Origin of the sequence: Leptothoe sp. LEGE 181152, assembly GCF_032906605.1 — a bacterium.
Taxonomy (GTDB): Bacteria; Cyanobacteriota; Cyanobacteriia; order Phormidesmidales; family Phormidesmidaceae; genus Leptothoe; species Leptothoe turfae.
This window is the reverse complement of the sequence record NZ_JASATU010000065.1, coordinates 291960-308779: the sequence shown is the minus strand read 5'-3', so window position 1 is coordinate 308779 and position 16820 is coordinate 291960. Positions and strand designations below refer to the sequence as shown.

10 protein-coding genes and 1 pseudogene are annotated in these 16820 nt (G+C 49.1%); 5 read left to right on the top strand and 6 right to left on the bottom strand.

The genetic code is table 11. The annotated features are described in order from the left end of the window. The first annotated feature begins 213 nt into the window (after positions 1–213). The gene (locus tag QGP82_RS30435; RefSeq protein WP_036020131.1) at positions 214–609 is read left to right on the top strand and encodes a response regulator; all 396 of its coding nucleotides are present in this window, start codon (positions 214–216) and stop codon (positions 607–609) included. A 132-nt stretch (positions 610–741) separates the two neighbouring features. Here the strand turns inward: QGP82_RS30435 and QGP82_RS30430 are convergent, their stop codons facing one another. From QGP82_RS30430 to malQ, 5 genes and pseudogenes are all read right to left on the bottom strand, one after another. Further along, positions 742–1611 (bottom strand): tetratricopeptide repeat protein, encoded by an 870-nt coding sequence (locus tag QGP82_RS30430; protein ID WP_163660806.1) that lies wholly within the window; start codon positions 1609–1611, stop codon positions 742–744. A gap of 211 nt (positions 1612–1822) precedes the next feature. Beyond that, positions 1823–7207 (bottom strand): translocation/assembly module TamB domain-containing protein, encoded by a 5385-nt coding sequence (locus QGP82_RS30425; RefSeq protein ID WP_499061881.1) that lies wholly within the window; start codon positions 7205–7207, stop codon positions 1823–1825. Positions 7208–7447: 240 nt separating this feature from the next. Beyond that, positions 7448–9028, bottom strand: a complete 1581-nt coding sequence (ggt, locus tag QGP82_RS30420) for a gamma-glutamyltransferase (RefSeq protein WP_499061880.1) — start codon at positions 9026–9028, stop codon at positions 7448–7450. Positions 9029–9191: 163 nt separating this feature from the next. Continuing rightward, positions 9192–9956: a response regulator transcription factor gene (locus QGP82_RS30415; protein WP_163660800.1), complete on the bottom strand. Its 765-nt coding sequence runs from the start codon at positions 9954–9956 to the stop codon at positions 9192–9194. 329 nt (positions 9957–10285) lie between these two features. Beyond that, a pseudogene (malQ, locus tag QGP82_RS30410) lies at positions 10286–11803 on the bottom strand (4-alpha-glucanotransferase); the annotation flags it as partial. Between the two features lie 206 nt (positions 11804–12009). On the opposite strand from malQ, the gene QGP82_RS30405 reads away from it, so the two are divergent. The 4 genes from QGP82_RS30405 (at position 12010) to QGP82_RS30390 (ending at position 15737) form a co-directional block, all read left to right on the top strand. After that, positions 12010–12435, top strand: a complete 426-nt coding sequence (locus QGP82_RS30405) for an NUDIX domain-containing protein (RefSeq protein ID WP_163660796.1) — start codon at positions 12010–12012, stop codon at positions 12433–12435. A 232-nt stretch (positions 12436–12667) separates the two neighbouring features. After that, positions 12668–13873, top strand: a complete 1206-nt coding sequence (locus tag QGP82_RS30400; RefSeq protein WP_499061878.1) for a sigma-70 family RNA polymerase sigma factor — start codon at positions 12668–12670, stop codon at positions 13871–13873. Next, the gene (locus tag QGP82_RS30395; protein WP_499061876.1) at positions 13870–15003 is read left to right on the top strand and encodes a DUF1822 family protein; all 1134 of its coding nucleotides are present in this window, start codon (positions 13870–13872) and stop codon (positions 15001–15003) included. Before QGP82_RS30400 ends, QGP82_RS30395 begins: the two co-directional genes overlap by 4 nt. A 191-nt stretch (positions 15004–15194) precedes the next feature. After that, a complete protein-coding gene (locus QGP82_RS30390; protein ID WP_499061875.1) occupies positions 15195–15737 on the top strand; it encodes a cold shock domain-containing protein in 543 nt (180 codons plus the stop codon). 23 nt (positions 15738–15760) lie between these two features. On the opposite strand, the gene QGP82_RS30385 is transcribed toward QGP82_RS30390, so the two are convergent. Continuing rightward, positions 15761–16744, bottom strand: coding sequence for a GlxA family transcriptional regulator (locus QGP82_RS30385; RefSeq protein WP_499061873.1), 984 nt, complete (start codon positions 16742–16744; stop codon positions 15761–15763). Positions 16745–16820 lie beyond the last annotated feature (76 nt).

Genomic DNA, 16820 nt, shown 5'->3' with positions numbered 1-16820 from the left:
AGACAGTAATTAGCCTTACCAATGCTGTACCTTATACACAAGCGTTATGGATCCGCAATAGTTCAAATCCAAATCGATCAAGAATTCAATAGACTTGATAACGCCTGCGTCACTGGGTCAGTGTTTTTTCAACAAGCCCTGAATTGACCTATTGAACCCAGGTCAATGACCAACAACGGCTATAGTAACTTTGCTGTGTTAACAAAACCGCCTATGAAAACAGTTTTAATTGTGGAAGACGACATGATCAACGCACGCGTTTTCTCCAAGATTTTGACGAAGCGCGGCGGCTTAGCGGTCAAACATACAGAAAACGTGGATGAAGTCATACAGATTGCAGAAAGCGGTGAAATAGACGTTATTTTAATGGATGTTTCCCTATCCCATAGTGTTTATCAAGGGAAACCGGTAGATGGCATCCGTATCACCCAAATGCTGAAAGCAAATAGTAGCACTGCAGCCTTACCAATTATCTTGGTGACAGCCCATGCTATGGATGGCGATCGCGAAAACTTTTTACAGCAAAGCGGAGCCGATGGCTATATCTCTAAACCCATTGTTGACCACCAAAAATTTGTGGACGATGTTAAGGCTATGATCAGCGATTAGCCATAGCAGATGCAATCAGTCAAAAAAATTAAACCTCTATAGAACAATTAAGTTAGATCAAATATACTACCTAAATGCCTAGGTAGTATATTTATTGGAGGATCTAAATTGTTGGTTTAAGTCAGGCTTCGTCTACAGTCCAGCCAGAACCTCTTGGATTCCGGGTGTACCGAACATAGCTTCTGTTGCGCTCAGTAAACGATCACCCCAAAGATTCTCTTCAAGGAACGCCAAGTCAGCATAGCGACTGTCACGCTCCAGTGCTGCAGTGGCCGATTCAATAGCAGCAGGGCGATTGATATTGGCAGCATAACGAGCAACGGCAATGGCCAATGTCGGCTCGGGCTCTTCATCAGAAAGAGTCAGAGAGCGCTCCCATTGCTCAATAGCAGGTTCTAATTGCCCCATTTCATACAGAACCAGACCAATATTGTTAACCGCTGGCCAGAAAGACTCGTTAAAGCTAATGGCAGATTCATACTGCTCAATAGCTTTATCATAACGGTTAAGTTTGTAATAGGCATTGCCTAAATCAAAGTGAGCTCCGGGATTGCCGGGTTCTAAACTCAGCCCCTTCTCTAGGGAGTTAGACGCCTGGAGATACTTTCCTTCACTAAAGTAGGCGGACCCTAGGGTAAACCAAATAACGGGATCGTCGTTGCTGATGGATTTGGCAGTTTCTAAGGCAGTCACCGCTGCAGCACTGTCGCCAACCTGGAGGTGCAAGCTTCCCATCAACGCCAGAATTTGCGGGTCCTGGGGCGCAAGCTGAGCGGCCAGTTGAATCCGCGCCAAGGCTTCCTCGTATTGCTGGAACTGAGCCAGCTGAGCCGCCTCCTGAGCCAAGGTGAGCCCCGTTGCTGTCAGCCGTTCTTCATCTAGGGGGAGCGTATAGGGCAGCAGGGCTTGGGCCTCTACAGCCTGTGCCGTCCAGCCACAACCAAACAAAGCCAGAAGTGCCGCTAGGGCAGGGCGAGTAAGCCGAGATATGAGCTGATTCATAGGAAGTGGACGGATGGTTAAATATTAGGAAATGATCCGGGAGGTGCGCTCAGTACGATTGCATAGCAATCAAGCCAAGTGTGTGGTGGGAGCTGCCTTTGGTTGACTTCGTCTACTGAGACTAGTTATCAGTATAGATACACCACCCACAGCGTTTATCAGCAATTTGATAAATTTATGAGAAGCCATGTCCAGGTAGAAAGTATCTAGACTAAAACCGTGTTTCAAACTCTAGCAAAACTCGATTGCGATCGTCGAAATTAGTGGTGCCACGGATGGAAAATTCGTCACTCAGGCGATATTGCACGTTAAATTCTGCAGGGGTGCTATCGGTCAAAATTTTCAACAGTGATAGGGTGATGTTATCAGTCACATCAAATCCCACTTCAGTGGCAACATCTAGGGCAGAACCACTATTTTCCTCGTTGGAGAATCGAGAAGCACCAGTTACAGGAAACAGACGGAATTCACTCAGGTTGAGTCTGCTGATCACAAAATCCTGCACAGTATTTAGCAACGCTCCTCCAAAGAAGTTAATCACCCCTTGCCCCGACTGTAATGCAGCAATATAGCTACCGCTAAGTAAATTAACAATTTCCTGTCTAGAGCGAGGGGGGGAACTAGAAAATTCAATCACTGAATCACTGATGTCTGAGAGGAATAAACTTTCGAGGAGGTTACTGGCACTGCCTTGATAGGTAGCTCGTATACGAATCGTTTCGATGCCCGCAGTGCCCTGGAAGGGATCGACAGACGTATCGGCCACTTCTGAGGAGGCAAATGCTGTTGCTTCTACCCCAGGACTCAGCTGTTGGGTTTCGGTCACCGAGGTACGCAATCGTATATCCAGGAGTGGATCAGCGATCCCTCGCTCCGGCACAAATCGCGCCACGTTATCACGACCGGCTAATCGGAATGTGGTGGTTAAGAGATTAATGCGGCCAGACCGTAACCGAATAGTTCCTTCGGGTTCAATGGCTCGAAATGGTCTGAGGGGACCGGTAACGCGCAAATCTCCTTGGGCAACTACATTCAGTAAATTACTTTGTTGGATCTGGATGTTTCTCGCCAACGTAAGTTTGAGATTTTCAAACCGAGGAATAAAGTTGGAGATTTGTTCTGGTTCTGATGTGGGCGCGGCGTCACCCCCTTCAGGTAAAAACAAACGACCGTTAGCAAGCTCTACCACACCACCTAACTGAGGCCCACCTAATAAGAGGCTGCCACCGACGACCACTTGGCCGTTAACGCCTCCTTCATAAATACCCCGCAGGTCTAGATCGATGTCGTCCAGGGTAAACGTCAGGGCACCAGAGGGATGCATTGGAATAGCAGCATCGGCAATGGGAGGATTTGTAACAGCAGGTGTGGCATCGTTGTCCTCGGCGACATCGCTTGGGTCGTCAGCTCCTAAAAGGGCCAGCTCGGCGCTATCGATAATAAAAGGAAATGATAGGGGGAAGCTCCCTGCGGCCTGTAGCCGACCGTTACCGTACTGTCCTTGCAACTCCAGCACATTGATCTGATTGTTTTCAAAAACAACGCTTCCGTTAAAGTCTGTGAGGGGATCGGGTAGCAATGGCGATCGCAACACCGCCTCTCGCACATTCATCGAACCGCTGATGGTGGGTCGACTCAATCGCCCCCCCACCTCAAGGGAGACTTGCCCCTTGCCAGACTCCCATATCACCTGATTGTTGAGAACATTGAGCAGAGCTAATCCCTCATCAGCCACATCCAGGGTCAATGCAATCCGATCATCAGCGGGTTGCACGGTCATAAAGTCAAAGGCATAGGGAATATCTCCCACCAGGGTCAGGGGCTGGGGATTATCGACTTGTAGCAACTCACCTTGCAACAGCAGGCGAGCATTTTCATATAGGAATAGGCTTTCCGCCTGCTCAATGGGTTGCTCGTTAATGCTGCCATCGGTCAGGACAACATCCCCTCGCAACGTTGGATTGCCCAAACCGCCACTAAAGTTTGCGATCGAATCCAATCGCCCCTCTAGCCCCACTGGCAAATTGAAAATATCACGCACCGCTGCCACCGGCAGGTCCTCAGCCACCAACTGCAGACTGGATGCATCTTCTTCCACCAGCGATAGGTTACCGGCCAAGTTAACAAATGCCTGACGTGGATTCCCTTCTCCGTCCGGTGGCAAAGCGGTCTCTAAACGCACAGGCTGTAGCGTTAGGTTGCCATTGGCCAGCTGCCCCCGCGCCACCACCCGATCGGCCACAAAGTCCCTGGTCCAAGTCCAGGAACGACCGTCAACGTCAAACATAATTTCGGGAATTTCCTGGGGGCGACCGCTGAGGCGAACAGTCGCATCAAATCGTCCTTCCAGCTCATCTAGGGGCGGAATCGGGTTCTGCGCCTCAGCCAGAGCCTCCTGCTCCTGAATATCTTGAATTTCCGCCAACCGACGGATTTGGTCTAATAATGCTGCTTCGGTATTACCCGTCGCCTGGGTAGCTAATACCTGTGGAATCTCTTCAGGAGACGGCTGATTTTCTACCCACGTTGGAGCCTGAAATGTTTGGATTAAATCATCCAGGTCTGTAATCGCAAGGGCCGTGAATACGTCCTTGATATCACCATTTTCGACAGAAACATTTGCATTGTAAGCCAGGGTATCCAGCTGCACATTGCCATTGAAGCGATAGATACTGTCAGCCACATCCGGAGCGCCACAGTAGGAGGGCAATGCCTGACCATTGAGCCGATTGGAGCATGGGTTGAAAATGAGCTCACCCCGTTCCACAAAGACCCGCCGATCCCGATAGGCCAATTGCCCCGTAAGCTGTTGAGCATTGAGATACCCCACCCCTGGCTGAGCAATAAAGACATCGCCCACCAGGGTTTGACGATTCAAGTCGACGACCCATTCACCCCGGGAAGACAGGGTGCCCTTAAGGCCTCCCCCCAGACGCTCTACCGCTGGTAAGCCTAAGGCCTGCAGCGGCAGATCCTGTAGTGTGGCCCGTAAAATATCTCCCTCGGTGCGGCCAGAGGCTTGGGCCCCTTGCCAGCTGACATCAAAGTTTATATTTCGGGGAGCTTGAAAATTAACCGCAATGCCATCGGCTAGACCATCGGGGCTGGCTGGCCCCGTTTGGCTATCTAAATCCACCATCAGTCCTGATGGACCCTGGTAGCTGACCGGCCCCAATAGCACTGGATCAAAGGCGACCTGATTGACGGCAAAATCTTCCAGTAGAAGGGTACCGCTAAACTGGGGGTTATCGAGGGTGCCCACTAACCGTCCGTCTGATAATGAAGCAAAACCGGATAAGGGGACAGGGACAGGCAGTAGTGCCAACGGATAGCGCTGGGCGTCTAAATCTAACTCAAACCCACGAATCCCCTGATACTGATTGCCTTCAAACTGGGGAGAAATTACCCCCCGTGCCTGGAGCTGATCACTATTAGCGTCTTCAATGAGCAGGTCTTGGCCGGTCCAGGCAAAGCGACTGGTGAGGGGCGCGTCTAACCCGGCTAGCTGCGGCGAGAATCCGGCCAGGCCCGCGGAGAAACTTAAATCGCCACGCCCGCGCAGATCTGCCAGGGTACGCGCGTTGACATCCCCCGATAAGGTTACAGTGCCGCTGGTGGTGCCCCCTAGCTGTGCTGCAAACTGACTGAGGCCAATGGTGTTGAGGTTGGCATCGGTTTGCCAGCGACCGTTTACCAGCTCTGCATTGCCCTGTACTGACCCATCGGCCAACTGCAGATTGTAGTCTCCCATGGCCAGCAGGTTTTCCAGGGAAGCCCCTTGAACCGGACCTGCCAGGGCAACATCGGCATTGAGATTACCCGCGAGAGCCTGGGCAATGCCCAATGCCTGTAAATCGATATTATTAGCGGCGATATTGGCCTGCCAGCTATCTGTCCCGACGTCACCGCTACCGGTTAGAGTACCTGCACCCACCTGCACCAATGCCTGGGGAATGGAGAAACCGCCATCGGCAAACACTGCCGTGGCATTGGCTGGATAAACCTGACCGCCATAGGCAAGGGTGGGGGCCTGGACATTAACTCGGGCTTCTAAGGCAGCAATGGGACCGGTAACTGTTGCTGTCGCAACAATCGCGCCCAGGGTGACTGGCAGTTGCTCAACATCATAGAGCGCAACAATCGCATCCCCTGGCACATTCGTCGCCGTAGCCTCAAAGTCCAACTCTGGTGGGCCATCGGGTAAATTTGCCAGATTCAAAACACCACTACCCGTGACTTGCCCCCCAAGCTCGGGGGTGGCACTAATTTGAGCCACCGTCACCGTGTTTAATAAATTTTCAATGCGATCGCTTTCTAGCACCACATCAGCATTGACATCATTCAGCACCAGTCGATCAACGGTGACTGGGCCATCAGCCACAACCCTGGCAGAGAGTTGGGGCTGCAAAATTGGCCCCGTAATCGCGATGTTGCTGTCAAAAACACCGCTTAGAGCAATGGGCGACTCCACCTCAGAACGCTCTAACAGCTGTTCAAGGTCCACATCTGCAACCTGGGCAGTCAGGTCATAGTCGCCATTCCAGTCAACGGTACCCGTGGCCGTAGCCACCAAGTCTTCATAGTTTCCCCTGGCGCTGTCAACCGTAATCGTAGTGCCCTTAAATCGAGCTTCAGCATCGATATCCTCGATAGTATTACCCCAGGGGCCCGTATTTGGCAGGGATGTCAGCTGTAGCTGACCATTATCAAGGCTACCGGCTCCATCCACGGTTACCGGTTGGTCTGGCAAGAATGAAACGGTCCAGTTACCGCTAACCCGGCCAGCCGTCGCTGCCAGGGGCAAATTCTGTTGTCCTAACGTGGGCAACAGAAAGGCCAAACCCGTCTCAGCAGCGACTCCTTGAGCATTGACATTCAGCCTAATTTCTTGCTGTATAGGCTGTTCATCATTCCCAGAAGGTGTCGGCACTACAGCACCAGTGATTTCTAAATCACCCTCGTTGGGCGGTGTGATGGTGGCTACAAACTCTATTCGTTGTGCCTCCTGGCCATTAACGTCCACTGGCTCAATCGCCACAGTGCCATTAAGATCGACCAACGTTAACGGTGTCGGCTCTGCCCCATCCGCTGGTAAGGGGACCACAGTGATTTGGCTATCTACCAAATCAATATCATCCATCCGCACCTTGATTAGCGGATCTTCCACCGGTTCAAATGTGGGTACATCAATGCCTAGCCAGCCATCATCCGGGTGCTGCTCCACATAGCCCTCGGCCCCGACTAACCTGAGGTCAATCTCTAGCTCCCGTTGGAATAGCACCTGCAGTGGATTAAATCCCACATCTACAGTCTGCGCCGTCGCATAGGTGGGATCGGTTTCCGTAGCATTTAATTTAGAAGGCCCTACCCGTAAACCATTCCAAGAGAGGCCCTGTAGGTCACCGAGTTCTAATTCACGTTCTAAAAGAGTGGAGAGTCGCCGTTCCAATAGCGGCGTTAATCCTCTATTGATAAAAACCCAAGCCCCTATGGCGGCAGCGGTGCCAAGTATGAGGGTACCTGCCCCTAGGGTAATGGCTACTTTTTTCCAAAATAGCCGCCCTTTAGGAGGTCTATCTGTATTAGGCGAAGTCATGGGGGCATGGAACTACGTGCGCGACTACTCTAACAAACTTCCATCAAGGATTTTTGTAAGATTTGAAGTGAAACCAGGGATGAAGCTGCGGCAACCTTTAGTCGTTGCCGCAGCCGGTTAGAGATGTTGCCAAGGTTTTAGCTATTTCCTGGCCAGCCAAATAACCTTTTTCTAAAAAATTTTTATTTTGCCTTTATTTATCTTTTGTGAACCGATCTGAAGGGTCTGCTCGATTTCACTCTAACCAACGCCAATGGCTAAACCGTCACTTCGGGGGTCACAGGCCCCAAAAAGACGGGTCTTCTGCACCTGAATCATGTGGGCATGGCCCATGGCTTCGGACCAATTCGCCTCGATTTGAAGCTGATGTTTGCGCTGGCGTAGCCCATGGCAAATGTCATCACTAATACGTCCTTCTAACGCCAGTCGAGCAGACGTTTCACCCCAGGTACGGCCCCAACGCCAGCGGGGCATATTGATGGCAGTTTGAATATCGACGCCCAGATCTAAGACACGGGTAAGCAGGGCAACTTGGGTTTGAGGCTGACCTTCCCCACCCATGGTCCCAAAAACCAGGTGAGGTCGTTCATGTTGCAAAGCCATCCCAGGAATCAATGTCTGGAGGGGGCGTTTACCAGGAGCTACTCCATTGGCATGGTTTGGATCAGGGGAAAAGATAGCACCTCGATTGTTAAGCACAAAGCCTAGCTCTGGGGGCGCAACGCCACAGCCATAGTCAAAATATAAACTTTGCAGCCAGGAAACAGCGTTACCGTAGCGATCTACAACCGCTGCATAGATAGTATCGCCCCCCTTTGGCAAGGGGTTTTCAACTCGGGCCTGGGATAAATTAATTTGAGTTCTTAGCCGATCGGCATAGGCCTTTGAGGCTAACTGCTCTAGTGGGACATGGGTAAATGAGGGATCGCCAATCCAACGGTCACGATCGCAAAACGCCAGCTTAGTCGCTTCCACCATCAGATGGTAATAGCTGACCTCATCCAAATTAGCGATGTCGTAGGGCTCAATTAAATTCAGAATCTGCAACACTGACAGCCCCTGAGTATTGGGGGGCAGCTGATAGATGGTATGGTCTCGATAGGTGGTCGTCATCGGCTCCACCCAGTCGCTCTGGTGATTGGCAAAATCTCCCAAGCTCAGGGGACTCCCCAGGGGCGCAACATAATCAACAATGGCGCGGGCAATAGGCCCACGATAAAAAGCATCCACACCATCCCTAGCCAGGGTTTCCAGTACCTGTGCTAATGCTGGATTTTTAACCGTGCAACCAGGACGTTGTTCAGGGGCCAAAAATGTGGCTGCTGCCCCAGCGTCCCTAATCAATAGGTCTCGATCTTTCCGAGTCCAGCGAAACTGGGATGACGACAGCGGGTAGCCCGTTTGGGCCAGCTCTATAGCAGGCTTCAGCAGAGATGCCCAGGGCCACTGCCCAAACCGTTGATGGGCCTCCCACCAAGCATCAACAGCTCCAGGTACCGTTATGGCAGCGGCGGCCCCTCGCTGCGAGAGCACCATGGGCTTATTCAAGCAGGCAGCCGAACGACCTGATCCATTCAAGCCGTTTACCTGCCGAGTGGACGCATCATAAATCAACCACAGACCGTCCCCACCCAGACCATTCATGTGGGGATAGGTAACTGACAGGGCAGCACTGACAGCAATGGCTGCATCGACAGCATTGCCACCCTGCTGCAAAATTGTCTCACCAGCTTTGGCGGCAACCGTGTGGGGTGAAACCACCATGCCGTGGAGAAACTGTTTACGATTTACCGCAACCGGTTCATGGGGGATTTTGACCATAGCGAAGAGGGTTGGCAGTATCCATCCTACGCCCCATAACAATTCACTATCCTGTAGCCCTTAGGCATAGATATGCTTAAGGGCATAGATATCTTAACAATCAGTCAGCTATGGATTCGGACCAATTGCAGTATTAAGTACTGCAACTTTGCATTCTAATCATTTAACCCAATCGATAACCAAACCCACGCACAGTCTTCAAGTACTTAGGCTTACTTGGATCTTCTTCCAATTTTTCGCGCAACCAACGGATGTGCACATCCACTGTCTTGTTATCCCCCATAAAGTCATACCCCCAGACACGATCAATAATCTGATCTCGGGACCACACCCGACGAGGTCGTCCCATAAACAGCTCTAGGATTTTGAATTCTTTTGGCGACAAGTTAAGTTCAACATCGTTGAGAAATGCCCTGCACTCATTGGGATGTAGCGTAATACCCTCAAAGCGCAGTGCGGAACTATCTTCTGACTTAGCCGTAGATTGATAGCGGCGCAGCAAAGCCCGACATCTAGCAATCAGCTCACGCATGCCAAATGGCTTAGACAGGTAGTCATCGGCACCCACTTCTAAACCGACAACGCGATCCATTTCTGTCCCCTTGGCACTGAGGATCAAAATGGGCACATTCAGACCTCGATGCCGTACCAATCGACAAAGATCTAATCCATTCATTCCTGGCAACATCAGATCCAAAATCACCAGACTGATGTCTGGAATTGCATCTTTGCTACCATCAGCCGAACCCAGTAATTTCTCTAACGCTGTTGGGCCGTCTGCGGCAACGACAATTTCAAATCCTTCTTCAGCTAAGGCCAGCGCTACTGTCTCTCTGATCAGCTCTTCGTCTTCAACGACTAACACTCTACCTAAACCTACCCGCAGCGAGGACTGGATAGGAGCTAGCCCGCTAGAAACCATGGCCATACATGTCGCCTTAATTACCTCTAGGTTGGATTCTATCAGGGATATTGCAAGGAAGACCCCTGTTTGAACTGATCATTTTCAGTAAATTTGACTACACGTCGAGTTGTGTAGGGGAAACTCCACAAGCTATAAACCAGTCTTCCACCTCTGTTAACTTGACCCATAAATCATTCTGGAGCGTTAACTAAATTTTTATCTTCTCGAAATTTTTCTATTAACTTCGTTTACAAACACAGACAAAGTTAATAGAGATTTTCATGACAAAACTTAAGCAATGGCTACGTCATTGCCCGATCAATATCAAGTAAATCCATCAAGATTGACGATGTTTAGGGCCATTGATGGGTAGCGCGCCCGTACAACTCTGTGAGGGTTCTAAATTGATGGCATACAGTGGGATTCAACATGGCAGCATCAAACCGCCACTCCCAGTTACCTTCGGCGAGTCCTGGGGTATTCATGCGGGCTTCGGAGCCTAGACCGAGTAAATCTTGCAGGGGAACGATAGATAGAGTAGCCACAGAAGACAGGGCCAAACGAATCATCGCCCAATGCACTGATTCCGGGGCCACACCACCCACAAAGTCGATCAGGCGTTGTTTTTCATAATCATTGGCCTTGCTATACCAACCAACGGTGGTGTCATTGTCGTGGGTGCCTGTGTAAATAACAAAATTGCGATCGCAATTAAATGGCAAATACGGATTACGATGGTCCGAGCCAAAGGCAAACTGGAGAATCTTCATGCCTGGGAAACCAAACTTATCCCGCAGAGCTTCTACTTCAGGGGTGATGATGCCAAGATCTTCTGCTAAAAACGGTAGCTTACCCAATACTTCTTCCACCCGTTCAAACAGCGGCACACCGGGTGCTTCAACCCACTGACCATTCATCGCGGTTTCTTCACCTTCAGGCACCGCCCAATAGGACTCAAACCCACGAAAATGATCAATGCGAATCTGATCCACATAGGATAGGGACGTTTTAATTCGTTTAAGCCACCAATCAAACTGGGTTTCTTCTAGCTCTTCCCAGTTATAGGTGGGGTTCCCCCACAGCTGACCGGTTTCACTAAAATAATCCGGCGGCACCCCTGCCATCTGAGACGGCAGCAGTGTCTCAGGGTCCACCATAAAGTTCTCGGGGAATGCCCATACATCCGCACTATCGTGGGCCACATATATCGGCATATCGCCAATAATCTGAATCTGTCGCTCATTAGCATAGGCTTTGAGGGCAAACCACTGGCGACAGAACTCAAACTGGAAAAACTTCTGCAAAAAGATGGCATCCGCCAACTTAGTTCGCCACAGGTCTAACGCTTCTGGTTCCCGCTTAGCAATTGCCCGGTCCCAATCAGTCCAGCTGGCCCCCTGATTGGCATCCTTCAGCGCCATAAACAGACTGTAATCCTCTAGCCAAAAGGCCTGGGCCTGACAAAACTCCTGAAACTCTTGAGGCTCCTTCATCTGGAATTTTTGAGCCGCTTTCTTTAGTAATTCCAGCTTATGGGGAATCACTTTGTGATATTCCACCCGCTCAGCGGAAAACTCAGGCACCTCTCCCAGATCAGCTTTCTCCAATAGCCCCTGCTCTGCTAATTCATCTAAGCTAATCAACAAAGGATTACCGGCCATGGCCGAATAGCACATGTAGGGAGAGTTACCGTGGCCCGTTGGTCCTAGGGGCAAAATTTGCCAAAGCTGCTGTTTAGTTTCCACTAAAAAATCCACAAAACCATAGGCCGCTTGTCCCAAATCTCCAATGCCATAACGACTGGGTAGCGACGTGGGGTGCAACAAAATACCACTAGCTCGGGTGAATGCCATGACGAAGGGTGAAGAATAAAGGGTACTGGGTTAGTTGAAGGGCAATGCCCACTGTTTTATAAAGGCATGGATGTAAAGACAGGGAGTCGCACAGCCGTTCTTCACCAAAGCAAAGTCTAAGAGCTTAAGCTTTGACAATGTCTTGGCCTTAATCCAAGCCAATTGACTTTAGCATGGTTATTTGATGCAAGACCGTCCTGTTAAGAACACCTGTTAGCGACCCTATGGCCTATCGCAATCCCGCTCCCACTGTCGACATCATTATTGAATTAATCGATCGACCAAATCGTCCGATTATTTTGATTGAGCGGTTGAACCCACCATTGGGTTGGGCAATTCCCGGTGGTTTTGTGGACTACGGCGAGTCGGTGGAAACAGCAGCAATTCGCGAGGCGAAAGAGGAAATTGGGTTAGATATCAAGCTACTAGAGCAATTTCATGTGTATTCTGACCCCAGCCGGGACCAACGTAAACACACCATTAGTATTGTTTTCTTAGCGACAGCTACTGGAGAACCCACTGCGGGGGACGATGCCAAAAACTTTAAGGTGTTCGATCTATGGGAGCTGCCTGATAGTCTCTGCTTTGATCATGACAAGATTCTGCAGGACTATTGGCATTATCGCCATTATGGAAAACGACCGTGCTAAGGCTATTGGCATTATCGCCATTATGGAAAACGACCATACTAGGACTAAAGCTATGGCAGAGTCGTCTTTTGAAGCATTGCGGCTAAATCAAGTACGTCAATTTATAAGTTAACCGTGATCTTACGTAGAATCGAACGCATTATAGTATCGTAACCCTTAACCCTGAATGGAGCCAGAACTAATGACCCACAGGATTTGTCAACGTACTGCTGTGCAATTTTGTAATTAGACAATGCGTCCCCGGACTGACATTTTGGCAATTTTCTCCACATTTATCCAGTTCGAGGGAGATCGGTTTGATGCATGGGTATCTGAGCCACGCCTGGCCAGAAACATGCAACAGCAACTGCTTCAAAATAGACCATTGGAGCATTCAGAAAAGGATTGGGTCCTATATTGGTATCGACTCAGAGAGGAGACTCCTGACGCCACCAAACATCTATGGGCCTATTTGCAAGAACCCTGCTATTGGGCAGCCGATCATGTGACCCGTCGGTTTCCCATGGTTCAGTGCTCCCTTGCAGATGGCTTTCAGATTGCGATCGCACACGTTGATCGAATTCTCAATGGCTACAATCCTGACTACAGCAGCAATCTCAGAGCCTATGCCCGCACTGCATTTGGCAACTGCCTTAGAGACCAACTGCGCCAGCAACAAGCCATTAACATCAGTAGCGACTGGGGATTATTACGCAGACTGAGTCAAACGCAGTTAAAAAACTCCCTACAGTCAGCCGGATACATCCACTTAGACCCCTTAATCTTGATCTGGAAATGTTTTAAAGATGTTTGCATCCCTGAGCCAGGGCGGTTGGTTCGCGGATTACAGCCTCCAAACAAAGAACAATTACAGGCCATCTCTGCACGCTATAACCAACTTCGTTACAATCTGATCCCTAACTCTAACGGTGTAGATATAAGTATAGATGTTGGTACTAAAGAACTCTTGAGAGAGCTCACCCAGTTAGCTGCGATCGCGAGATCTTATTTGACACCTTCTATAACATCCCTCAATCAACCTCAATATGATGACTCCGGTGAAGAACAGCTAGATGCTTTACAGACCCATGACACTCCAATGACAGAGCTACTCGCTACTGAAGACTATAAAGAACAGCAACTACGTGCACAGCAAATTGGAGCCATCTTGAAAAATGAAGTGGCAAATTTAGATGCACCTAGTCAAACATTGTTAACCTTGTATTATCAGCAAGCACTTACCCAGAATGATATTGCCAATCAGCTAGATATCAAGCAATATCAAGTATCTCGTAAGCTTAGTCGAATCCGTCAACGCTTACTTCTCAGTGTTACAACCTGGAGTCAAGAAACCTTGCATATCCCCAATGAAGCTACCGTACTAGCTAGTGTTAGTGAGGTAATACATGAGTGGTTGCAGCGTCACTATTCCCCAGAGTTACCAAAGGTATTGGAATGAGCGTGTTATTTGACAATCCCGTACAGCCTGTTCTGGAAGTACCAACCGACCCGATCAAGTGGCAGCATAGTACGTCCATTTCCGATCCAGCTGCTCGCTGGCGTATCTATTTACACTCTTTGGGGCTAGAGGCACTCATGTCATGGTTCCAGGAAGAATTTGACCAAGCTGTGGGTTCATGGCCCCATGCAGCCCCCTTTGACATCTGGCATGTTGTCGAGGGCTTACCTCTATCACTGGGCAACAACCGAATTGTGGTAATTCTTGCCGAAACAATCGATGCAGCGGAATTAAGAGTACCTCAAGAATGGGTTGATCTACCTGGCTGGTCTGCAGATTATTACATTGCTGCCTACGTTGATGTTGATGAGCAACACCTGGTGTTGTGGGGCTACACGACCTACGGACAGCTTCAATTTAAGAGTGACTACGACCCTGCTGAACGTGTCTACCGCCTTAAGGAGATAGATTTAGTACAGGATTTTTCTACCTTTTGGGTCGCCCAGCAAATGGAACAAGTCCAATCTAGTCCAATAGATATGCTGCCTGAGTTATCCGCCACTCAAGCGGAAAGCCTAGTGCAACAATTAGCGCATGTACCTGACCCTAGGCTAGCAATCAGTTTTAGCCAGTGGGGGGCATTGTTTAGCAACGACCAGTGGCGACAGGCTCTATATATCAAGAGACAAAATGCCACTACCGTCAGCATCGAAGACTGGCTAGAAAATATCTTTGAGCAAGGCTGGAAAAGTTTAGATGTGTTACTTCCTCAGTCTCAAATATCGAGGTTACGCTCAGATGCTGACGGAACAGCTGTTCTCACCTGTGGCAAAAAGATCTTTCTGAATACTGCTCCCGATGATCTGTTGCTGATGTTTAGTGTGGATATTGAGGCCAACAAACGTCGTAATATTCGGATTCAGCTTTATCCATCTAGCGACACCATCTTGCCTAACAATGTCATGCTCGCCTTAGAGCTATCAGAAACTGGGGAACTGCTAAAAAGTGTAAAAGCTGGGGCGCATGATGATTACATCCAGATTCCTCCGTTTCGTTGTTCAGCCGGTCAACGACTGAGGGTTCATATCCAGCTTGCCGAAAGTACCTGTCAAGAAGACTTCATTAGCTAAACGGTTATCAAAGATAGACAGTCTCTTAATGCCATCAAGTTAGTTGGGGATAACAAATCACTTAGCTCCCCCCCCTGACCGCAATAACTTTATTTTACATGGCCTCACAAAAGCGTTAACTATACTGTCCTGTCATCCCATAATCAGACTAGTAAGCCTACAAAATAGGCATCAAGTTTAGGGAACAGTCCATGAAACCTATTTTGACGAAAGGGCAGTTAATCACCTGGAAAGAAGGCAGAGGCTTTGGCTTTATCAAAGCCCATCATGGAGGTAAAAACGTATTCCTCCATATCAGTGCGCTTCCAGAAAATAGTCCTCACCCTAAGGTGGGCGATACTATTTTGTATCAGCGAGTTATCACTCCAAAAGGAAAAGTCCGGGCGGCGAAAGCATCCATCGCAGGCATCAAACCTAAATCACCAAAACCCAGTTTCCCTAAGCAAAAAAAACGTGGGCGAATTCAAACTATGGTCGGCGTGATTATGCTATCTGCCATGGCTCTGATCATTCTGGAGTTTAGGTCCAGCCGTTCTCCTGGCCTGATTACTGCCATTACCAAACCAGGTTGCACCATTAAAGGTAACATCTCCATCAATACGGGCAAAAAGATTTATCACCTACCAAATATGGCAGATTATCAAACAACCGTAATCAGTCCAGAACAGGGTGAAAAGTGGTTTTGTACAGAGGCAGAAGCTATGGAAAAGGGCTGGAGTAAAGCCTCTAAATAATTTTAACCAACTGCGCCTCAAAGTTAGCTAGTCACATCAGTAATCACTCCTACAGAAAATCGACGTCTATATTCACTGGGTTGCAGCCCGATCAACCGATAAAAGACTTTACGAAACGCACCCTGATCTTCATACCCAACTTTCCAGGCGATTTCACTAAACGAGGCTTGAGAAAACTCTAGCAGTTCTCTCGCTTTACCTACCCGCAAAGCCTGGAGATATTCAATGGGTTTCATGCCAGTCGCTTTTTTGAAACGACGTAAAAATGTGCGTTCCCCCAATACGGCCACAGTCGTCATATCAGCAATAGATATGGATTCACTGTAATGGGCTTGAAGCCAATGCTGTACTCGCAATATCGCCTCATCACCATGGTAGAACTGAGGCGCAAACTTGCTATAAAACCGTTGTTCTCGACCGTTAGGATCAATAAGAAAAAACTGGGCCACCTCTAGCATTACTGAAGGGCCTAAAAATCGGTCAATCAGACGCAAGCCCAAATCAATCCAAGCCGTCACACCTCCTGCGGTGATGATATCGCCATCCTCAATTACCATCTGCTCGGTCCGCACTCGCACCTTAGGAAATTGAGTTGCCAGCACCTCTTTCAAAGCCCAATGGGTGGTAGCAGGTCGGCCATCTAGCAAGCCAGTACGAGCCAGTACAAAGGCCGCTGTACAAATAGAACAAATGACAGCTCCTCCGTCATGTTGTGTTTTTAACCAGTCCAATAGCACAACGTCTGGCTCATCTGTTCCTTGGCTTTCAAGATTAGGGGGAATAATGACTACCGTTAGTTGATTTGGGCAGTCAGTATTATCCAGAACCTCTACGGATCCTGACTTCGGGGCTAGCTGCCAACGGCTGACTGACAATGGTTCCACAGTTCGTGGGGTATGCTCCATCGCTATCCGATTAGCTGTAAAAAACAGGTCCGTCAGACCATAAACCGCTGACAGCTGTGCACCAGGATACATCAGGAGACCAATCGTTATCTGCTGAACCATAGGTTGTCAGAAATGACATCAAATAAGTCGATTTTGACACTGTTTTTCCAGTTTGAGTATCACTAACCTGGGTAAT